Source organism: Burkholderia cepacia ATCC 25416, from assembly GCF_001411495.1.
Classification (GTDB): Bacteria; Pseudomonadota; Gammaproteobacteria; order Burkholderiales; family Burkholderiaceae; genus Burkholderia; species Burkholderia cepacia.
Window position 1 is genome coordinate 2,503,322 of the sequence record NZ_CP012982.1, and the last position, 19,089, is coordinate 2,522,410.

The following is a 19,089-nucleotide window of genomic DNA, read 5'->3' on the forward strand; positions in this document are numbered from 1 at the left end:
TGACGGAACCTTGCCGATGACCGCCTTGCCGACGCCCGATACCGAACCGCTGCGCATGCGCGCCGAACCGCTGCATGCATTCGTCGCGGCACTCTGGGAACGGGCCGGCAGCAGCGAGCGGGAGGCACGGCTCGTCGCCGATCATCTGGTCGGCGCGAATCTCGCGGGCCACGATTCGCACGGGATCGGGATGATCCCGAACTACGTCGCGTCGTGGCGGGAAGGGCAGTTGCAGTTGAACGGGCACGCGTCAATCGTCCGCGACGGCGGCGCGGTGCTGACGATCGACGGCGGGCGCGGCTTCGGCCAGGTGATCGCGTTCGAGGCGATGGTCGAAGGGATCGAGCGTGCGCGGCGCATGGGCATCTGCGCGATCGGGTTGCGCGACGTGCATCATCTCGGCCGCATCGGGCACTGGGCCGAGCAGTGCGCGCGCGCGGGGCTCGTGTCGTTCCATTTCGTCAACGTGCCGGGCGACCTGCTGGTCGCGCCGCTGCACGGCACCGATCCGCGCTTCGGCACGAACCCGTTCTGCGCCGCGTATCCGCGTGTGGGCAGGCCGCCGCTGCTGCTCGATTTCGCGACGAGCGCGATCGCGTACGGCAAGACGCGCGTCGCGCACAACCAGCGCAAGCGCGTGCCGGCCGGGTCGCTGATCGACCATCGCGGCCAGCCGACCGACGATCCGGCCGTGATGCACGAGCAGCCGTTCGGTGCGCTGCTGCCGTTCGGGCTGCACAAGGGGTACGCGCTGGCGGCGATGTGCGAGATTTTCGGCGGTGCGCTCGTCGGCGGGCATACGACCTACGGCGACACGCTGCAGAAGACGAGCGCGATCGTCAACGGGATGCTGTCGGTGCTGATCGACCCGAAGGCATTCGATGCGGCCGATGCGGAGCGTGAAGCCGATGCGTTCGTCGCATGGGCCAAGGCGTCGCCGCAGGCCGGTGACGCGCCGGTACAGGTGCCGGGCGAGCCGGAAGAGACGAGCCGCGCGGCGCGCGGGGCCGGCGGCATTCCGGTCGACCGCGCGACGTGGCGGCAGATTCGCGAGAGCGCGTCCGCGGTCGGCTTCGACGACGCGGCGCTCGACGCGTGGACGCAGCGTTGCACGGAGCGTGCATGAGCTGGCAGTCGGAGAAGGCGCACGGCGAGGAGATCGCGTATCAGCTCGCGCCGCTCGGCAAGGTCGAGGTCGCGCGGTTCTTCAGCGGGGCGGCGATGCGGCTCGATGGCGTGATGTTCGGCTTCATGTCGCGCGGGTCGCTGTTCCTGCGTGTCGACGACGTGAACCGTCCGGCATTCGTCGCGGCGGGGATGGGGCCGTTCTCGTATGCAAGGCCCACGCGTACCGTCGCGCTGGAGGGCTACTACGAAACCCCGGCCGACGTGCTCGAGGATGCGGGTGCGCTGTTCGACTGGTGCCGCAGCGCGTATCGCGCGGCGCTGCTGGCGGGGCCGCCGAAGCGAAAGGCGAGGGCGGCGGCGAAGCCGGTGCCGGAAGTGGCGCCGGTGGTGAAGCGGGTGGCGAAAGCGGCAGCGAAGCCGGCGGAGAAGTCTGCGGCAAAGCCGGCAGTGAAGCGGGCAACGAAACCGGCGGCCAAGCCAGCGGCAAAGGCGGCAGCGAAACCGACAGCGAAACCGACAGCGAAACCGACAGCGAAACCGACAGCGAAACCGACGGCGAAACCAGCAACTAAACCACCGGCGAAGCGCAAGCAAACCTGATGCCGGTCGAGCGAAGCGACATCTTCGCGAATTTCGCTTTCCTTTCTTTCGATCTCGAACGTGCCGGGGCGATTCGCGCGACGCGCGGCGCATGACGGGTGCCAGGCGGTGCGCCCGCGCAGGTGCGTAAAGTCATGCGGCTTGCCGCACCGCACATCCCCCGTGCTTCACAACGGCGGCCCCGGCGTTTATGATCGGCGCGGGTTGCACCCGTGACTGGCGCGACCCGCGCCGGCCTCGCCGCCGGCTCCAACGAACGGCGCATCGTATGCCGCGCGGGACGCTTCCCCACTCATCATTCCAGACGGAGACAACCGATGCTTGTCCTGATTCTCGGTTTAGCGATCTTCCTCGGTGTGCACTCGATCCGGATCGTCGCGGACGGCTGGCGGTCGGCGACGATCGAGCGAATCGGCGAGAAAGGCTGGAAGGGCCCCTATGCGATCGCATCGATCGTCGGCTTCGTGCTGATCGTCTGGGGTTACGGCATCGCGCGCCAGGGCGCGACGCTGCTGTGGGTGTCGCCGGTCGGTGTGCGCCACCTCACCGGCATGCTGACCGCGATCGCATTCGTGCTGATCGCCGCCTCCTACGTGCCCGGCAACCGAATCAAGACGCTCGTCGGCCATCCGATGGTGGCCGGCGTGGCGGTCTGGGCGATCGCGCACCTGCTCGCGAACGGCACGCTGCACGCCGTTGTGCTGTTCGGCGCCTTCTTCGTCTGGTCGCTCGTCGATTTCGTCGTATGGCGCGCGCGCGATCGCCGCGAAGGCGTTCGTTATCCGGCGGGCAGGCTGTCGGGCGACGTCGTGGCGGTCGTGGCCGGGCTCGTCGTCTGGGCTGTCTTCGCGCTGTTCCTGCACGGCTGGCTGATCGGCGTGCGGCCGTTCGGCTAAGCCGCCAGGCACTTGAGCGGCTGAGCGGCCGAGAAGCCAAGCGGTTGAGCAACTGATTGGCCGAGCGGCGCCGGCCAGCGCGCCGCACGCCGAGGGCAACGGTCAGCGCAGCTTCGCGCCGGCCGTTTCGCCGAGTTGCGCCGGCTTGCGGCGCAGGAAATACGCCGCGACGATCGCGAGCGCCGTCGATACCGTGAACCAGAACTGGAAGCGCGAATCCGGGTTGAATGCCTGCGAGCCGAGCACGGCGACGAGCGCCAGAAGCGCGACCCAGTTCGACACCGGATAGAACCACGCGCGGAACGCCGCCGGGTCGCGTCGCTCGTGCTTCGTCTGCCGGCGCATCGCGAAGTGCGCGACGATGATGAAGATCCACACGATCATCACGAACGCGCCGCTGCTCTTCGCGAGCATCAGGAACAGGTCGCCGCCGCTCACGAAGTGAACGCCGAGGATCGACACGCAGATCGCGAGGCACAGCACGAGCGCGTTCATCGGCACGCCTTTCGCGTTGGTACGGCCGAACATCGCGGGCGCGTGCCCGCGCTGGCTGAGCGAGAACAGCATGCGCGAGTTCGAGAACAGGAACGAGTTCATCACCGACATGAACGACACGAACAGCACGATCTTCATCGCGACGGCCGCGCCCGTGAAGCCCGCCATGCCGAACAGCGACACGTACGGCGATTTCAGGTTGGCCTTGTCCGTCCACGGCATGCACAGGATCAGGATCGACACCGAGCCGACGTAGAACACCATCACGCGCACGATCACGCTCTTGATCGCGCGGATCACGTTCTTGCCCGGGTTCTCGGATTCGCCCGCGGCCACGGCCGCGATTTCGCTGCCGCCGAGCGAGAAGATCACGACCATCACGCCGGCAAGCACGGGCGAAATGCCGTTCGGCATGAAGCCGCCGTGATCCGTGAGGTTCACGAGCCCGGGCGCCGGAATGCGCGGCTGGAAGCCGAGCAGGATCGATGCGCCGAGCGCCATGAACACGACGATCGTCGCGACCTTCGCGAACGACAGCCAGTATTCCGCTTCGCCGAACGAGCGCACCGAGTACGCGTTGCTCGCGATCAGCGTCACGAGCATGAACAGTGCGCCGGCCCACACGGGCAGCCACGGCAGGAAATCATTGAGGATCGCACCGAGCAGGATCGCCTCGACGGTGATCGTCATCATCGACTTGAACCAGTACAGCCAGCCGACCGCGAAGCCGGCCCATTCGCCGAGATAGCTGCTCGCGTAGGTGGAGAACGAGCCGCTGTCGGGATTGCGGGACGCCATTTCGCCGAGCATGAACATGACGAGCGTGACGATCACGCCGCCGATCAGGTACGACAGGATCGCCGCGGGGCCGGCGGTCGCGATGATCGCGCCGGAGCCGACGAACAGGCCTGCGCCGATCACGCCGCCAAGCGCGATCATCGTGATGTGCCGTTGCTTGAGGCTTTGCCTCAAAGAATTGTCCTGCATCTCCTACCTCTAGTTATTGTTGGCCGGGAACGCATCGGGCAGCGGCGGCAACGTTCTGCCGCCGCAGGGGCGCCGATGTCGGGGGAGCGTGTGTGACGCGATGTGCCGGGCCGCCGGCGGTGAGTCGGAATGGCGGCCGCGAAGTACCGGTCGGTGCCCGCGAGAGGGCGATGACGACGGCAACCCGGATTGTGGGCGGACACCGCCGTCACCGCAAACGAGATATGAGAAAGACGTCTTGCGGTTTGCTCATCAATTGCCGTGGCGGCGACAAGCGTGTGCGTGTGTCAGATCGGCTTGACGAACAACCCGATGGTCAGCAATGCGCCGATGCAGACGATCCCGATCCGCAGCACGCGTTCGTTCACGCGATGCAGCGCCCACGTGCCGAGCAGCCCGCCGACGACCGCGCCGCCGCCGAGCGCGAGCGCCTTGCCCCAGTGCAGGTGCGGCGACGTCAGGAACAGCACGACGGCCGATGCGTTCATCACGCCCGCGAGCGCGTTCTTCGTCGACATCGCGTGACGCGGCGACAGGCCGGCCATCGTCAGCACGGCCATCATCAGGAAGCCGAGCCCGCCGCCGAAGTAGCCGCCGTAGATCGCGATCATGAATTGCGAGAACGCGGCCGGGACGGTGCCGAGGTGGGCCGTGCCTTCGCCCGGCTTGCGGAAGAAGCTGCCCCACGCGAATACGATCGTCGCGAACAGCACGAGCCACGGCACGAGGCGCGAGAAGATCGACGAAGGCGTCTTCAGCAACAGCAGTCCGCCGAGCGCGCCGCCGACCACGCTGATCGCGAACATCGCCCGAAACGACAGCTTGCCGACGCCGCGCACCATGTTGCGGCTCGCCCAGCCGGTCGTGACCTGAGCGGGAAACAGCGCGACCGTCGACGTGATGTTCGCCGAGAGCGGCGACATGCCCGACACGATCAGCGCGGGCAGTGTGACGAACGAGCCGCCGCCCGCGAGGGTGTTCTGCAGTCCGGCCCACAGGCCGGCGAGGATGACGAGAGCGAGCATGGGTGCGCGAACGGGGAGGTGACTGGAGGCCCGCTTGCCGGAGGCGGGGCAGGCGCGGCGGACGCTCGATGGTAATGCAGGATCGCGGACGCAGGAAGGCAGGCCGGGCGTTCTGCGCGATGCGGTGCAGGTCGTGGTGTGTCGACGCGCTGTTGCGCGGCCCGTCGATGGCGGCCGCGCCGATTGCAATCCCGGCGGCGACACCCGGACGACGCATGTCCGCTCGCGTGGGAGATCGCCATGGAAAGCAGGGCAATCGCATGAAGGGGCTTACCAGCCAAGGAGTTGAGCGCGATAGTTGTCGCTGGTGGCGGCCTTGAGCCGGCGGATCTTGAGGCCCGCCTTGGTTTGCGTGTCCTTGCGCAGCAGGTTCATCGTAATGCGGCGCAGAATTGCAAAGTTCTGCGCCGCATGTTCGACCCGCACCCTGCATTGATCTTCGCCGAACGCCACGTCGAGCACCCAGTGCATCGAGTTCTCGATCCGCCAGTGCGAGCGTACGGCGTGTGCAATGCGCGTTGCATCGGCGGGCAGGCTGCTCACGTAATATCGGCGCTCGACCGACACCGTCTCGCCGATCTCACGCGTGGCCTCGACCATAGCGATCGAGCGCATGCCCGGCCAGAGCGCGGCCGCGCGCCATGTGTTCATCACATCACTGACCAGGCAACGACGTGTTTCGATCCGGCCGTGGTCCTTCTCGACCTCCCGATATTCACTCGAACAGTCCCATCGGTCATCGGATGCAAGACGGTCGATGGCTTCGAGCGTGGTGCGAACTTCCACCAGCAGCGTCGGCTGGTTTTCCTTGACCGCCAGCACGTAGTCGGCTCCGCTCGTGACGAGTTGGCGAGCAATCGCCTGCTGGCAGCCCATGGCGTCGATCGTTACGATTGCACCCTTGAGCAGTAGTGCATCGAGCAGTTCCGGAATCGCCGTGATCTCGTTACTCTTGTCGGCCGTGCGCACCTGCCCCAGTACAACGCCCAGGCCGCTTCCAAAGGCCGAAACAAGGTGGATGGCACGCTCCCCATTGCGATGCGAGCCACGCACCGTCTTGCCGTCGATCGCGATGACCTCGCCGGACAAGGTTGGAAACGCACCGCTCATCCAGCGCGTGAAGCACGCCTCGAACTGACGTGGGTTCAGGGCCGCGAACACCCGTCCAAACGTGTCGTGGGACGGGATGCCGTTGCGCAGCGGCACGTAGCCGCGTAGCCACTCCAGTTTCTCTTCACCCCAGATCTGAATGGCTACCCAGCTATCCGCTCCCGAGAGAATCGCGCACAGCGCCACCACCAGCATCTCTGACAGGTCGTGCGCAGGCGTTCGGCTGCGCGGATCGCGTAACTCGCCGAACGCGTCTTCGATGCTCAAGGCTTGCGTTTCCTCCATCCGATGCCTCCGCAAAAGATAGTAGTAAACGCTTGATTCGCCTCGGTTTACAACCCCGCGCGTAACTCCTTGATTGTTAACGCCCCTTCATGCGATTGCCCTGCCATGGAAAGCGGGATTTAACGCTTCATTACGATAGGTTTACCGGAAAGGTGCTAAATTCGCGCATCGATATCTCGAAAAGTGGCGAGGGTAGACAGATGCTGAAGAAATGGGCCGGAATGGCAGCGATGGTCGGCGCGATGGTGGCGGTCTCGGCGCCTGCCGTGGCAGGTGACACGAACAACGCACTGGGCGGCGCGCTCGGCGGTGTCGCGGGCGCGGCGGTCGGTAACGCGGTCGGCGGGAGCACGGGCGCGATCATCGGCGGGGCCGTGGGCGGCGGCGCAGGCGGCGCGGTGACGTCGAACAAGCGCGAACGCACGGGCGCCATCGTCGGCGGCGCACTGGGCGGCGGCGCGGGCACCGCGGCGGGCCACGCGATGGGCGGCACGGCGGGCGGGCTCGTGGGCGCGGCCGTCGGCGGCGGCGCGGGGGCGGCGCTGGGCGGCCACGTGTCGCGCAACAACTCGCGCTCCGACGATTACTACCGCGGCGGCAAGCACAAGAAAAAGAAGCACCACAAGCACAACGACTGACCGGCAGTTCCCGGCGGCCTCCGATGGCGCCGGGTTACCGTGCGCGAACGGCAACGGCGGCGCTCAGGCCGCCGTTGCCGTTTTCGGTGATCAGCGCCCGGAGCACCAGGTCCGAGATCGTGCGATAGGCCGCGTCGAAATCGTCGCTCCCCAGCGCGCGCTTGCCGAGCACCAGCAGCATCTGCGACGCGAAATCCGCATACGACTGCGTCGCTGCCCAGATCAGGAAGAACAGGTGCTCGGCATCGACCTGCCGGACCTTGCCTTCGTCGATCCAGCGTTCGAGCACCCGGATGTCGTCCCGCAGCACCGGGATCAGTTGCTTGCGGATCTCCTTTCCGTAGGTCTTCGCGCCGCCGATGATCTCCAGCGCGAACACCCGCGATCCATGCGGGCGGTTCCGGGAAAATTCGAGTTTGGCGCGGATATAGGCCGACATCGCTTCCGCCGGCTCGCGCTCGGGCGCCGCGAACTCCCGCATCCTGCCGAGCCAGTCCCGCAGGACGTCGTCCAGCACGCGTCTGTAGAGCGCCAGCTTCGTCGGGAAGTAGTACATCAGGTTCTGCTTCGACAGGCCGGCGGCGGCCGCGATCGCCGCAACGGAACTCCCTTCGAATCCATACGTGGAAAACGATTCCTCGGCGGCGGCGAGAATGGCCGCCTCGAGGGTGTCGCGCAGCGCTTCCCGCCGGCCGGGTGGCCGGGCGGGCGGTTCTGCGGTCGGCGCGGACGGGTTCATCGCTCGATCCTCCACCGGCATGTCGGGCCGGAGCCGCCGTCCGCTCAACGCGCGTTCGCTTCGGGATAGGTGATGTGTTCCGGCGCGCGCTGCATGATGACCTTCCCGCCGCGCAGCGACGTACGCACCCTGGCCTGCTTGCGAATCACTTCGTAGTCGCTATCGGCGTCGAGGATCAGCAGATTGGCCGGCCGCCCGACGGCGAGGCCGTACCGGTCGCCGAGGGACATCGCGTTCGCGCTGTGCTCGGTGACGAAATCGAGGCACCGCTGCAGGTCTTCGTATCCGAGCATGTGGCACACGTGCAGGCCCACGTCGAGAATGCGCAGGATGTTGCCGTTGCCGACGGGGTACCACGGGTCCTTGATCGAATCCTGTCCGAAGCACACGTTGATGCCGGCGCGATCGAGCTCCGCCACACGCGTGATGCCGCGCCGTTTCGGGTAGGTGTCGAAACGCCCCTGCAGGTGGATGCTTTCGGTCGGACACGAAATGAAATGAATCTCCGAGCGTTTCAGCAGCCGGAACAGCTTCGAGCAATAAGCGTTGTCGTAGGAGCCCATCGCGGTCGTGTGGCTCGCGGTGACGCGCTTGCCCATCCCGCGTATCCGCGCTTCCTCGGCGAGCACTTCCAGGAAGCGCGATTGCGGATCGTCGGTTTCGTCGCAATGGACGTCGACGAGGCAGCCCTTGCGCTCCGCGAGATCCATCAGGAACTTGATGGAGCTCACGCCCTGGTCGCGCGTGTTCTCGAAATGCGGAATGCCGCCGACGACGTCGGCGCCCATCTCGATCGCGCGCTCCATCAACGCGCGGCCGTTGTCGAACGACTCGATGCCTTCCTGCGGAAACGCGACGATCTGCAGGTCGATGAGATCGCGCGCCTCCTCCCTGACCTCGACCATCGCCTTCAACGCCGCGAGCGTGGGATCGGTGACGTCCACGTGCGTGCGCACGTGCTGGATGCCGTTGTCGCGCAGCATCCCGATCGTCGTGTGCGCGCGGGCTTTCGTGTCGTCGTGCGTGATCGTGGCCTTGCGCTGGCCCCATCGCTCGATGCCTTCGAACAGCGTGCCGCTCATGTTCCATTCGGGTTCGCCGGCGGTCAGCGTCGCATCGAGATGGATATGCGGCTCGACCAGCGGCGGGATGACGAGATTGCTGCCGGCATCGATGACGTCGTTGCCTTGCGGCGTCAGCGGCGACGGCTGGAGGTCGATCGCGCGAATCGTGTCCGCATCGAGGTCGATCGTGAAGAGGCCGCTACGGCCGCGCAATCTGGCGTTGATGATCTTCATGTGGGTTCCTGTCGTTCGAGTGGGGCCGGAAGGGCGCGCAGCGGAATCATTCGCCCTGGACGGACGGCTCGCGCGAGAACGCGCGGGCAACCTGCAGCAGCACGATGTACGCGGCGGCGGACGCCGCGATGCCGACGATCGGCGCGATCCACAGCGAGGTGTAGGCGAGTATCGCACCGATCGCATAGGCGGCCAGGCCGACCAGGTTGAAGCGCGGCAGGCGGGCGGTCGCAAGCGACGGGTAGGCGCCGCGATGGCGGTACCAGTAGTCCGCCATGATCACGCCGCCGACGGGCGGAATGATCGAGCCGAGCAGCACGAGGAACGGAATCAGCAGCTCGTACATCCCGCCGACCGCGAGCACGATGCCGATCGCCGCCCCCACGAGGACGAGCGTGCGGCGCCGTTCGGTGCGCAGCAGGTGGCAGCCGGCGGCGGCCACGTTGTACATCGTCGGCCCCTGGATGGTCCAGAGATTCAGGCACAGCATCACGACCGCCGCGATCGACAGGCCCTGCAGCATCATCACCTCGACGATGTCGGCCTGCTGATAGACGATCGCGCAGTACGCGCCCGCGACGATCATCAGGCCGTTGCCCGCGAAGAACCCGATCATGCTGGCGGACACGGCGCTGCGCGCGCTGCGGGCGAGGCGCGTCCAGTTGGTCGCCTGCGTGGCGCCGCTCGCGAAGGTGCCGATGACCATCGTCACCGCGGCCGAGAACTGCATCGGATGCGTCGGCACGACGTGCTTGAGGCCGGCCCACCCGCCGATATCGCGGGTGGCGATCCACATCGACGTCATCAGCAGCACGAACATCAACGGCACGGACACGCGCGACAGCACGTCCATGCCGCGATAGCCGATGATGGCCGTGATCGAGAATCCGAAGCCGAACAGGATCATCAACGGCGTGGTCACCGACGCGGGCCAGCCCAGCAGCTTGACCAGCACGATGGCGACCGTCGCGGTGCCCCACGCGTACCAGCCGAGTTCCGCGAAGCCGAGCAGGAAATCGGACAGCTTGCTGCCGACTTCGCCGAAGCAGAAGCGCCCCATCAGCACCGCATTCAGGCCGCTGCGCGCGGCGATCAGCGCAAGCGACGCCGCGTAGACGGCGAGCAGCAGGTTACCGATCACGGCGATCTGGATCATGCTGACGACATCGAAGGCGACGCCGATCTTGCCGCCGGCGAACATCGTCCCGGTGAAGAACGTGAAGCTCAGCAGCACCATCGTGATCGATAGAAAGCCGGTGCGTTTCTCGAGCGGGACTTCGCTCAGCGCGAATTCCCCGTGGTTCGACCCGGTTGTCGGGCGTGCATCCTGGTTCGTGGGCATCTCGTCTTCCGTGAGCGATCGGGTTGTGGGCTGAAGGCGGTTGCGGAGGCCCGTGCATGGGCAGCGGACGGGCTGTTTCTGTTCCTGTTTCTGTTTTCAGCGCGTCATTCTCTCTGGCCAAAATTTTTACAAGCGTAAAAATTTGGCGTGCGCGCGGCGGTCGCGATGCGGCTGCCGGGAAAGCGTGCCGCGGTTGATCGCCCGGGGGCGCTGGGGGCGTTGTGACTGCGGGAACCGGTTTATCCGGGATTGACGTGACCCGCGCATCGATCGGATCGAGGCCCCGATCCCGACGAATCGCTGGATTCGACCACGAAAGAACGTGGCCTCGATTCGTCAGACCAATCGGCGATTTTCCCTCCCGCTTGCTCCCGTGAAATTGTCATGCTAGTTTTTCATGAAATTTCTCGGCAAGAATTTCACGGGAGTCCGCATGTTCGTGCAGTCCGACCGTCACGTCGCAAGCTACTACGCCGGTACGTATCCGGAGCCGATCCCGCATCGTCCGGAACTGGACGAGCGCATCGACGCCGACGTGCTCGTCGTCGGCGCGGGGTTCAGCGGGCTGCATACGGCGCTGCGCCTTGCGCTCGCCGGCAAGCGGGTCGTCATGCTCGAAGCGAGCCGCGTCGCGTGGGCCGCGTCGGGCCGCAACGGCGGGCAGGCGCTGCTCGGCTGGTCGTGCGACATGCAGCCGCTCGAGGATTCGCTCGGCCGCGACGGCGCGCGCCTGCTGTGGGACAGCATGCGCTGGGCCGCGACCGAGGTGCGGGAACTGCCCGGGCGGCATGGTTTCGACATCGACTATCGGCCCGGCAGCCTGTGGGCGGCGGTGCGGCCGCGTCGCGTCGCGATGCTCGCGCAGGCCCGCGACGAAGCGGCCGAGCGCTGGGGCTACGACCGGCTGCGCGTGATCGAGCGGGCCGACATGCCCGAATGGATCGGCGGCACGCGCTATCTCGCGGCGCTCTACGATCCAGAGGCCGGCCACCTGAACCCGCTGAAGCTCGCGCTCGGCCTCGTCCGGACGATCGAGCGCGCGGGCGGCCGCATCTTCGAGCAGAGCCGCGTGCTCGACTGCCGCGAAACGGCCGGGGGCCACGTGGTCCGCACGGCGCGCGGTGAAGTACGCGCGGACGTCCTCGTGCTGGCCTGCAACGCGTATGTCGACCGGCTCGATCGCGACCTCGCGCGCCGGTTGCTGCCGGTCGGCACGTACCAGGTCGCGACCGCGCCGCTCGCGCCCGACGTCGCGCGTTCGCTGCTGCCGCGGAACAGCTGCGTGATCGACAACCAGTTCGTGCCCGACTATTTCCGGCTGAGCCCCGACAACCGGCTGCTGTTCGGCGGCGGCTGCACGTATCTCGGCGGCATTCCGGCCGATATCGCGGCGGCCACGCGCCCGCACCTCGAACGCGTGTTTCCGCAGCTGGCCGGCGTGCCGCTCGATTACGCGTGGGGCGGCCATATCGACATCAGCATGCGCCGCACGCCGGACATCGGCCGCCTCGGGCAGCGTTTCTGGCTGCAGGGCTTCTCGGGGCACGGCGTGCTGCCGACGCTCGCGGGCGCGCGCGCGGTGGCCGACGCCGTGCTCGGCGACGAACGCCTGCTTGCGCAGTACCAGCGCATCCGCAACCCGCGCTTCCCCGGCGGCGACCGGCTCGCCGCGCCGCTGGAAGCGGTCGGCAAGGCCTGGTACCGTCTGCGCGATACCGTTTGACTGCACCGGAACCCACCATGAACGAACAGGAAGAGATAGAAAGCCTGGCGATCCTGATCCGCGACCTGCGCAAGCATCGCAAGGTCACGCTCAACGATCTCGCGGAACGGATCGGCCGCTCGGTCGGCTTTCTGTCGCAGGTCGAGCGCGGGCTGTCGCGCCCGACGGTCGCGGATCTCACCGCGATCGGCGAGGCGCTCGGCGTGCCGACCACTTATTTCTACAGCCTGAGCAAGCCGCGCAGCGTGCCGTGGGTCACGCGGCCCGACGAGCGGCGCACCGTGTATTACGCGGCCGGCATTACCGACATCCTCGTGTCGCCGAACATGCGCTCGCGTTTCTCGATCCTCGAAAGCCATCTCGCGCCGGGCGCGAGCAGCGGCGAGCGGCCCGTCGACGACAGCGACGAGCAGGGCGGTTTCGTGCTCGAAGGAGAACTGACGATCTGGATCGACGGCGACGACACACCTGTCACGCTCGGCCCGAACGACGCATTCCAGCTTCCCGCGCACAAGCGCTTCCGTTATGCCAACCTGACCGACGCGCCGACGCGCGTGATCTGGGTATTCACCTGAGTGGTCGGCGGGGCGGGCGGCATGACGGGCCGCCCCGCCAGGCAGCCTGTTTGCAGTACTGATCGAGATGATGCATGCGACGTGATGCATGCGCGTGAATCCGGTTCGCCGCGCTGCGGCACCGCCATACAAGACATGGAAAGGATGAGACATGGCTGACGTCGTTCCCGCGCTGGTCGGTGAAGTCCGCGCATTCCGGCAGGCGCACCCCGAGATCCGTTATGTCGACCTGATCTGCCTCGACCTGCCCGGGCATTTCTACGGCAAGCGCTACCCGATCGACGCGCTCGAAAAGGTCGCGTCGGGCTCGTTGCTGAAGCTGCCGCAGAATTGCGTGCTGCTCGGCACGCAGGGCGGCCTCTACAAGATCGGCGACTACTGCTTCAACGACGGCGACCCGGACGCGCCGCGCCGGCTGATTCCCGGCACGCTGAAGCCCGTGCGCTGGGAGCGGCAGCCGCTCGCGCAAATGCTGATCAGCTCCGACGGCACTGATTCGCCGATCGAGTTCGAGCCGCGCGAGGTGCTCGCGCGCGTGCTGCGGCGTTTCGCGGCGCGCGGCATCCGGCCGGTCGTCGCATTCGAGCTCGAGTTCTACCTGTTCGCCGCGCAGCTCGCGGAAGGGATGCCGCAATATCCGCGCGACCGCCTGAGCGACGATCGCGACGATCAGCCGAACATGCATATCGAGCGCCTGTCGCGCTTCTCCGACGTGCTGCACGAGATGGTCGAGGCCGCGTGCGAGCAGGGTGTCGACGCGACGGTGATCACGGCCGAACTCGGTCCCGGCCAGTTCGAGATCAATTTCGGCCACACCGACGATGCGTTGCGCGCGGCCGACTGGTCGGCGCTGTTCTGCCGCAGCACGCGCGGCGTCGCGTTGAAGCACGGCTATCGCGCGAGCTTCATGGGCAAGCCGTACCTGCATGCGCCGGGCAGCGGGATGCACGTGCACGTGAGCCTCTACGACGATACAGGGCGCAACCTGCTCGCGGCGGACGGGCAGCGGCCGCTGCGGCACGCGGTGGCCGGATGCCTCGCGGTGCTGCCGCACTGCATGCCCGTGTTCGCGCCGAATCACAACGCGTTCCGGCGCTACGGATCGATGGTGAATGCGGCGAGCCGTGCGAGCTGGGGCTTCGAGGATCGCGATGCGTGCATCCGGATTCCCGAGTCGGATGCGCGCAACCTGCGGATCGAGCACCGGCTCGCGAGCGCGGACGCGAACCCGTATCTGGTGCTCGCCGCGATTCTCACCGGGATGGAGCATGGGCTCGATGCACGGATCGAGCCGATCGCGCCGCTCAACGAGGATCGCGGCAGCGGGATCGATTTCCCGAAGGAGATGCTGTCGGCCGTCGCGGCGATGCAGGATCATCCGGCCGTGCGCGAAGGGCTCGGCAGCGAGTTCGTGATGGTGTATTGCGAGAACAAGCGGCAGGAGGAGCTGGATTTTCGCAATGAAATCGGCGCGCGGGAGTATCGGTGGTTCTTGTGAGCGGACGCTGCCGCGCGCGCGTCTTATCGTCCGCGCATCTGCTCCATCGGCAGGTGCGCGCCCCACGCGTTTGTCAGGGCCTCGATTTCCGCGACCGGATCGATCTGGTGTCGAGCGCTTTCGACCACGCCGTCGCCGAACAGCAGGTGCGCGAAATCGCGTGCACGCCCGGTGATCGCCGCTGTTTTCGGGCGGCGCCGCAGCGTGAAAGACGAGAGCGCCGCATCGAGGTCGCTGTCGTTGCCTGCTCCGTGCTCGTCGAGACAACGGGCGAGATGCCACGCGTCCTCGAGCGCCTGGCAAGCGCCTTGTCCGGACGTCGGTAGCGGGGCGTGAGCGGCATCGCCGATCATCAGCACGTTGCCGCGATGCCACACGTCGACCGGATCGAGGTCGTGCACGCGGATCTTCGTGATCGCGTCCGACGGTGTCGCACGTATCGCGTTCGCGACGGGTGCCGGCCACGCAGCGAAGCGCCGTTCCAGCATCGCCGCCGGATCGCTTTCCGTCGCGTCGCCCGGATCGGCTTCGGGCCATGCCGCCGCCCAATACATCCGATGCCGGTCCAGCGCGACGATGCCGAAGCGCTCGCGCACGCCCCAATAGTCGAATACCGACACCTCGTCGACCAGCGGCACATCACTTTGCGCGATACCGATCCAGTTGACGAATCCCTGGTAGACGGGCGCGTTGTGACCGACCACGTAGTGTCGCGCGACGGAGTTCATGCGGCCGTCGGCGCCGATCACGAGATCGGGGGCGATCGTCGTTCCGTTGTCGAAGCGAACGACGGCGCGGCCGTCCGTTCCGGTTTCGATGGCCGTCGCCCCGTGGCCGAAGCAGACGTCGATGCCGCGCGCGGCGAGGTGCCGTGCCAGCACGGCCTGCAGGTCGCGCCGCAGGATCGAATACGTCGGGAAACCCATGCGGCGGTCGAGTTCGCGGATATCGGTAGCCTTGAGCGCGGTGCCGTGCCGGTCGATGCGCCGCATCGCGTGCAGGTGGCCGCCAACCTCGACGATGTCCGGCAGCAGGCCGAGTTGCTCGAGCACGAAGCCGGCGTTCGGCCACAGCACGACGCCCGCGCCCATCGTCGATTCCGACGGCCGGCGTTCGTACAACCGGATCCGGTGGCCGCGCCCGGCGAGTGCGAGTGCGGTGCTCATGCCGGCAACGCCGGCGCCCAGAATGGCGATTTCCATCGTGCTCCTTCCTTGTGTCGTACGCGTGCTCGCCGGGGCGCGGAGTTGCGCATCGGCGTCGCATTGACGGGATGAGCATCGTAAATTATGGTCTCCAGCGGGATAAGCCGTGAAAATCGGCACGCTTTGATACCTGAAATGGGCTAATGATGCGGAGCAAGCTGGATCTGAATGCGGTGCGTGTGTTCGTGGCAGTCGTCGACGAAGGCAGCTTCGCCGGCGCCGCGCGCGTGCTCGAGATGCCGGGTTCCAACGTGAGCCGTCATGTGGCGCAACTGGAGTCGAGGCTCGGCGTGCGCCTGCTCGAGCGCAGTACGCGGCACCTGCGCATGACCGAGGCCGGGCGTTTGCTGCACGAGCGCGCGCGACCGATGCTCGACGCGCTGACGCAGGCCGAATCCGAACTGACGTCGCAGCAGACGGAGCTGCGCGGCGTGCTGAAGCTCTGCGTGCCCGGCGAAATCGGGCCGCGCATGCTCGGGCCGATCGTCGCGGAATTCGCGAGCCGTCACCCGCGCGTCGAAATCGACTGCGATACGAGCCTCGCCGGCGTGTCGACGCTGCGCGACGATATCGACCTGTCGATCATCGTCAATCGCGGGAGGCTGGACGACAGCGCATTCGTCGTCAGGCCGCTCGTGAGTTTGCCGAGCGTCGTCGTGGCTGCGCCGTCGCTCGTCGCGCGGGTCGGGTTGCCGACCCGGACGGAACAGCTCGGGCAACTGCCGTGCATCACGACGTTGAGCACGCTGAAAGGGCAGCCGTGGCAGTTCGCCGACGGCGACGGGAGGATTCACAAGATTTCCGTCGCGAGCCGGTATCGCGTCAACAGCGGCGAGATGGCTGGGTTGGCCGCGGTGAACGGAATCGGCTTCGCGATTCTCGTCGAGCGCGCGTGCGCGGTCGAGCTGGCCGAGGGGCGGCTGGTACGCGTGCCGCTGGAGATGGCGCCAGCGCCGCTGGAACTGCTTGCCGCTTATGCGAGCCGGAATTCGGTCAACGCGAAGATTCGCGAGTTGCTGCAGATGATGCAGGCGCGGTTGGCGGTGGAGGAGGCGAAACCGTCAACACGATCGCTTCGGTAACGCGCGCCAGTAACGCACCTCCTCGATCGGCGTCCCGTCGATCTCGAACGTCTTGATGTCGTCTTCGGCGACGAAGCCTTCGCGTTCGTAGAACGCCCTGGCCCGACGGTTCTTGAGCAAGACCCACAGCGATACCCACGCATGGCCCAGCTCGTGCAACGACCGGCATGCATGGTCGACCAGTGCCGCGCCGATCCCCTGGCCGCAATACGACGGATGCAGATAGATCGCCTCGATTTCTCCCCACGCACGATCCTTGTCGGTGTCGCGTGTCGGACCATAGGCGATCCAGCCTGCCGGCGTGTTGTCTGCGACCGACACCGCGAGTGCGACGTGCGGCCGCCCGGCGTCGAACGCACAGCGCCACGAGGCCGTGCGCTTCTCGACCGACAGGCCGGCGAGGAACGCCGCCGGCATGATGTCCGTGTAGGTCGCCTGCCACGATGCGACGTGGATGCCGGCGATGGCCGGCGCGTCGGCGGAGGTGGCCGTGCGGATGTCGATCGTCGTCGTGTTCGGTGTCATGCGTGCCTCGTCGAATCGTGTGCCGTTTGCCGCGTTGCCGCGCGCGGGATTCATTCCGCCGGATCCAGGCTGCCGTCGATCGCGAAACGGTAGCCGAGGTCCACTTGCGACGCGTCGCCGGGCGTATCGGTCCGCTTCAGCACGAACTCGAACGCGGGTTCGTACCAGCCGTCGCGCGGCACTTCGCCACCGAGGATTTCGACGTCGTACCAGCCGTTGTCGAGGTCGATCACGGGCCGGCCCGGTTCGCGATAACGCGCAAGCAGCGCGTTCACCGATTCGTTGTTGAAGCGCTCGAGAATGCGCCACGTGTAAAGCATCACCGAACGGTGTTCGACGCGCAGCACGTATCCGCCGCGCCGATGCTGCAGGCGGCTTCCGGCCTTCAGCAGTTCGGGCGTGTCGTCGTCCAGCGTGAAGATGACCGTATACGGATGGTTCTCGATACCGGCCAGCGGAATGACGACGCCTTCGAGCACGGCGTGGTCGCCGCTGTCGCCGGTCGTGAACGCGGACGCGACGTTGTCCGGCAGCCGATGTGTTTCCTTGTAGCGCTTCAGCAGCAGAAGATCGCCGACGAGGAAACAGTCGATCAGGTCGTTGAGGACTTCGGAGAATTCATGCCGCATCGTCGTGTCTTTCGAAGGCGGCGTGCCGCGACCTGCACGGCGGCACACCGCGTCCGGCGAGCTTACTCGCCGAGCCTGGACGTCACGCAACCCGTGCTCGAGCACTCGCGCTCACGCTCGCGCAGGAACGACAGCCGCGACTGCGTCATGTCGTTCGCGCACTGGATATCCACGAGGTAGCTGTTGTTGCGCGTTTCGCTGCACTGCGCATCGCGTTGCTTCAGCCATGCGAGCTGGCCGGCCTTCAGCGCGGCCTGCTGGTCGCCGCTCAGTTGCTTGCGCAGGCGGCCGTATTCGTCGTTCAGATCGCGATCGGACTGAGAGAACTGCGTGCTGGTGCAGTACACCTGGTCGAACGCGCTGCGCGGCTTCCCGCAGCCGGCCGCGTGCGCGGCGAACGGAACGGCAAGCGCGAGCAGTGCGCAGGATGCGAGCAGATTCTTCTTTTTCATGGTGATGCTCCTGACTGGGTGAAAACCGTTGGGCCCGATGGGCGATTGCATCGTTTATTGAGGTGCGGTGCACGCGTCGATCCCGCCCGCGATCGCGGCGGACAGCTTCTGGATCGTTTCGCGACGCGCAAGCCGTGCTTCCTCGTCCGGGTTGACGATCACGCCGGCCTCGACGAGCACCGCCGGAATCGGCGCGGTGCGCAGCACGACGAGATCGTCGAAGCGGTGAATGCCGAGTGCCGGATCGATCAGCGGGCGGTTCTCGCCGCGGATCGGCTGCGCGTGATACAGCGACGGCCGTTCGCCGGCCGCGACCAGCCGTTCGGCGATCACCTTCGCGCAACGCAGGCTTTCCGCATAGTGCGGATTGCGTTCCGACACGAACACCGAGAAGCCGCGGAATTCGCGCTGCCGGCCCGCGTCGATGAACTGCTGCTGCATCGAGTCGTGATGGATCGACACAAACAGGTTCGCGTCGGGCGCCTGGGTCGAGCGCTGGTCGAGCGAGATCTCGCGGCCGTCGGCCGACGTGCGCAGCACGCGGTCGCCATGCGCGGCGAGTTTTTCGGCGACCGCCGCGGACAGGTCGAGGTTGTACAGGTATTCGACGCGGCCGCTTGCGCCGGTGGAGCCCGGGTGAGCGGGCGTATGGCCGGTGTCGACGACGATGTAGCGCCCGGAGGCGGGCGCGGTGCCGGCGGTGGCCGCGGTGTCGGCCGCATGCAGCGCCAGCGGCGCGCCGAGCAGCGCGGTGCAGGCGAGCACGCGTGCGGCGGCGCGCACGAACGGGCGAAGGCGTCGGATGGTTCGGTTCGTCATTGTTGTTGTCGAGGAGGGCATACGGCGCGTCGGACGGC

Annotated in this window: 19 protein-coding genes; 8 read left to right on the forward strand and 11 right to left on the reverse strand. The window is 66.9% G+C overall.

Annotated elements, in window-relative coordinates:
• Positions 1-16 precede the first annotated feature (16 nt).
• The 3 genes from APZ15_RS28390 (at position 17) to APZ15_RS28400 (ending at position 2,624) form a co-directional block, all read left to right on the forward strand.
• On the forward strand, positions 17-1,126 hold the full coding sequence (locus tag APZ15_RS28390; protein ID WP_027789574.1) for a malate/lactate/ureidoglycolate dehydrogenase: 1,110 nt from the start codon (positions 17-19) through the stop codon (positions 1,124-1,126).
• A complete protein-coding gene (locus tag APZ15_RS28395; RefSeq protein WP_027789573.1) occupies positions 1,123-1,728 on the forward strand; it encodes a TfoX/Sxy family protein in 606 nt (201 codons plus the stop codon). The genes APZ15_RS28390 and APZ15_RS28395 overlap by 4 nt, the downstream gene beginning before the upstream one ends.
• A 317-nt stretch (positions 1,729-2,045) precedes the next feature.
• A complete protein-coding gene (locus APZ15_RS28400; RefSeq protein WP_027789572.1) occupies positions 2,046-2,624 on the forward strand; it encodes an NnrU family protein in 579 nt (192 codons plus the stop codon).
• A 102-nt stretch (positions 2,625-2,726) separates the two neighbouring features.
• Here the strand turns inward: APZ15_RS28400 and APZ15_RS28405 are convergent, their stop codons facing one another.
• The 3 genes from APZ15_RS28405 to APZ15_RS28415 form a co-directional block, all read right to left on the reverse strand.
• Entirely contained in the window at positions 2,727-4,106 is a 1,380-nt protein-coding gene (locus APZ15_RS28405; RefSeq protein WP_027789571.1) for an amino acid permease, read from the reverse strand.
• Positions 4,107-4,393: 287 nt separating this feature from the next.
• Entirely contained in the window at positions 4,394-5,131 is a 738-nt protein-coding gene (locus APZ15_RS28410) for a sulfite exporter TauE/SafE family protein (RefSeq protein WP_027789570.1), read from the reverse strand.
• Positions 5,132-5,401: 270 nt separating this feature from the next.
• Entirely contained in the window at positions 5,402-6,526 is a 1,125-nt protein-coding gene (locus APZ15_RS28415) for an ISAs1 family transposase (protein ID WP_049098614.1), read from the reverse strand.
• A gap of 200 nt (positions 6,527-6,726) precedes the next feature.
• Between APZ15_RS28415 and APZ15_RS28420 the strand changes: the two genes are divergently transcribed.
• A complete protein-coding gene (locus APZ15_RS28420) occupies positions 6,727-7,164 on the forward strand; it encodes a hypothetical protein (protein WP_049097299.1) in 438 nt (145 codons plus the stop codon).
• Positions 7,165-7,198: 34 nt separating this feature from the next.
• Here the strand turns inward: APZ15_RS28420 and APZ15_RS28425 are convergent, their stop codons facing one another.
• Genes APZ15_RS28425 through codB form a run of 3 tightly spaced genes read right to left on the reverse strand, consistent with a single transcriptional unit; the run spans position 7,199 to position 10,543 of the window.
• Positions 7,199-7,903 carry a TetR family transcriptional regulator C-terminal domain-containing protein gene (locus tag APZ15_RS28425; RefSeq protein WP_034195967.1) on the reverse strand — a complete coding sequence of 235 codons (705 nt, stop codon included), beginning with the start codon at positions 7,901-7,903 and terminating at the stop codon, positions 7,199-7,201.
• Positions 7,904-7,947: 44 nt separating this feature from the next.
• Positions 7,948-9,201: a cytosine deaminase gene (gene codA, locus APZ15_RS28430; protein WP_027789568.1), complete on the reverse strand. Its 1,254-nt coding sequence runs from the start codon at positions 9,199-9,201 to the stop codon at positions 7,948-7,950.
• Positions 9,202-9,247: 46 nt separating this feature from the next.
• Positions 9,248-10,543 carry a cytosine permease gene (gene codB, locus APZ15_RS28435; RefSeq protein WP_049097297.1) on the reverse strand — a complete coding sequence of 432 codons (1,296 nt, stop codon included), beginning with the start codon at positions 10,541-10,543 and terminating at the stop codon, positions 9,248-9,250.
• A gap of 433 nt (positions 10,544-10,976) precedes the next feature.
• On the opposite strand from codB, the gene APZ15_RS28440 reads away from it, so the two are divergent.
• From APZ15_RS28440 to APZ15_RS28450, 3 genes are all read left to right on the forward strand, one after another.
• A complete protein-coding gene (locus tag APZ15_RS28440; protein ID WP_027789566.1) occupies positions 10,977-12,266 on the forward strand; it encodes an NAD(P)/FAD-dependent oxidoreductase in 1,290 nt (429 codons plus the stop codon).
• A 17-nt stretch (positions 12,267-12,283) separates the two neighbouring features.
• Positions 12,284-12,841 carry a helix-turn-helix domain-containing protein gene (locus APZ15_RS28445; protein ID WP_021163465.1) on the forward strand — a complete coding sequence of 186 codons (558 nt, stop codon included), beginning with the start codon at positions 12,284-12,286 and terminating at the stop codon, positions 12,839-12,841.
• 151 nt (positions 12,842-12,992) lie between these two features.
• A complete protein-coding gene (locus APZ15_RS28450; protein ID WP_027789565.1) occupies positions 12,993-14,339 on the forward strand; it encodes a glutamine synthetase family protein in 1,347 nt (448 codons plus the stop codon).
• A gap of 23 nt (positions 14,340-14,362) precedes the next feature.
• Here APZ15_RS28450 and APZ15_RS28455 read toward each other — a convergent pair whose 3' ends face one another.
• On the reverse strand, positions 14,363-15,541 hold the full coding sequence (locus tag APZ15_RS28455) for an FAD-dependent oxidoreductase (protein WP_027789564.1): 1,179 nt from the start codon (positions 15,539-15,541) through the stop codon (positions 14,363-14,365).
• 149 nt (positions 15,542-15,690) lie between these two features.
• Here APZ15_RS28455 and APZ15_RS28460 point away from each other — a divergent pair, with 149 nt between their 5' ends.
• Positions 15,691-16,626, forward strand: coding sequence for a LysR family transcriptional regulator (locus tag APZ15_RS28460; protein WP_027789563.1), 936 nt, complete (start codon positions 15,691-15,693; stop codon positions 16,624-16,626).
• On the opposite strand, the gene APZ15_RS28465 is transcribed toward APZ15_RS28460, so the two are convergent.
• The 4 genes from APZ15_RS28465 to APZ15_RS28480 form a co-directional block, all read right to left on the reverse strand.
• On the reverse strand, positions 16,606-17,151 hold the full coding sequence (locus tag APZ15_RS28465) for a GNAT family N-acetyltransferase (RefSeq protein WP_027789562.1): 546 nt from the start codon (positions 17,149-17,151) through the stop codon (positions 16,606-16,608). The two genes, APZ15_RS28460 and APZ15_RS28465, sit on opposite strands and share 21 nt — an antisense overlap.
• 50 nt (positions 17,152-17,201) lie before the next feature.
• Positions 17,202-17,780, reverse strand: a complete 579-nt coding sequence (locus APZ15_RS28470; protein WP_027789561.1) for a hypothetical protein — start codon at positions 17,778-17,780, stop codon at positions 17,202-17,204.
• A 62-nt stretch (positions 17,781-17,842) separates the two neighbouring features.
• Entirely contained in the window at positions 17,843-18,232 is a 390-nt protein-coding gene (locus APZ15_RS28475) for a lysozyme inhibitor LprI family protein (protein ID WP_021163471.1), read from the reverse strand.
• A 54-nt stretch (positions 18,233-18,286) separates the two neighbouring features.
• Positions 18,287-19,051 carry an N-acetylmuramoyl-L-alanine amidase family protein gene (locus tag APZ15_RS28480; RefSeq protein ID WP_027789560.1) on the reverse strand — a complete coding sequence of 255 codons (765 nt, stop codon included), beginning with the start codon at positions 19,049-19,051 and terminating at the stop codon, positions 18,287-18,289.
• Between the last annotated feature and the right edge of the window lie 38 nt (positions 19,052-19,089).

What these genes read in the sequence shown, in the direction of transcription:
- APZ15_RS28470 (WP_027789561.1), bottom strand. Translation starts at nt 17,780, where the DNA reads ATGCGGCATGAATTCTCCGAAGTCCTCAACGACCTGATCGACTGTTTC.
- APZ15_RS28425 (WP_034195967.1), bottom strand. Translation starts at nt 7,903, where the DNA reads ATGAACCCGTCCGCGCCGACCGCAGAACCGCCCGCCCGGCCACCCGGC.
- APZ15_RS28450 (WP_027789565.1), top strand. Translation starts at nt 12,993, where the DNA reads ATGGCTGACGTCGTTCCCGCGCTGGTCGGTGAAGTCCGCGCATTCCGG.
- APZ15_RS28445 (WP_021163465.1), top strand. Translation starts at nt 12,284, where the DNA reads ATGAACGAACAGGAAGAGATAGAAAGCCTGGCGATCCTGATCCGCGAC.
- APZ15_RS28455 (WP_027789564.1), bottom strand. Translation starts at nt 15,541, where the DNA reads ATGGAAATCGCCATTCTGGGCGCCGGCGTTGCCGGCATGAGCACCGCA.
- APZ15_RS28415 (WP_049098614.1), bottom strand. Translation starts at nt 6,526, where the DNA reads ATGGAGGAAACGCAAGCCTTGAGCATCGAAGACGCGTTCGGCGAGTTA.
- APZ15_RS28440 (WP_027789566.1), top strand. Translation starts at nt 10,977, where the DNA reads ATGTTCGTGCAGTCCGACCGTCACGTCGCAAGCTACTACGCCGGTACG.
- APZ15_RS28390 (WP_027789574.1), top strand. Translation starts at nt 17, where the DNA reads ATGACCGCCTTGCCGACGCCCGATACCGAACCGCTGCGCATGCGCGCC.
- APZ15_RS28395 (WP_027789573.1), top strand. Translation starts at nt 1,123, where the DNA reads ATGAGCTGGCAGTCGGAGAAGGCGCACGGCGAGGAGATCGCGTATCAG.
- codB (WP_049097297.1), bottom strand. Translation starts at nt 10,543, where the DNA reads ATGCCCACGAACCAGGATGCACGCCCGACAACCGGGTCGAACCACGGG.
- APZ15_RS28460 (WP_027789563.1), top strand. Translation starts at nt 15,691, where the DNA reads ATGCGGAGCAAGCTGGATCTGAATGCGGTGCGTGTGTTCGTGGCAGTC.
- APZ15_RS28405 (WP_027789571.1), bottom strand. Translation starts at nt 4,106, where the DNA reads ATGCAGGACAATTCTTTGAGGCAAAGCCTCAAGCAACGGCACATCACG.
- APZ15_RS28465 (WP_027789562.1), bottom strand. Translation starts at nt 17,151, where the DNA reads ATGACACCGAACACGACGACGATCGACATCCGCACGGCCACCTCCGCC.
- codA (WP_027789568.1), bottom strand. Translation starts at nt 9,201, where the DNA reads ATGAAGATCATCAACGCCAGATTGCGCGGCCGTAGCGGCCTCTTCACG.
- APZ15_RS28410 (WP_027789570.1), bottom strand. Translation starts at nt 5,131, where the DNA reads ATGCTCGCTCTCGTCATCCTCGCCGGCCTGTGGGCCGGACTGCAGAAC.
- APZ15_RS28420 (WP_049097299.1), top strand. Translation starts at nt 6,727, where the DNA reads ATGCTGAAGAAATGGGCCGGAATGGCAGCGATGGTCGGCGCGATGGTG.
- APZ15_RS28480 (WP_027789560.1), bottom strand. Translation starts at nt 19,051, where the DNA reads ATGACGAACCGAACCATCCGACGCCTTCGCCCGTTCGTGCGCGCCGCC.
- APZ15_RS28400 (WP_027789572.1), top strand. Translation starts at nt 2,046, where the DNA reads ATGCTTGTCCTGATTCTCGGTTTAGCGATCTTCCTCGGTGTGCACTCG.
- APZ15_RS28475 (WP_021163471.1), bottom strand. Translation starts at nt 18,232, where the DNA reads ATGAAAAAGAAGAATCTGCTCGCATCCTGCGCACTGCTCGCGCTTGCC.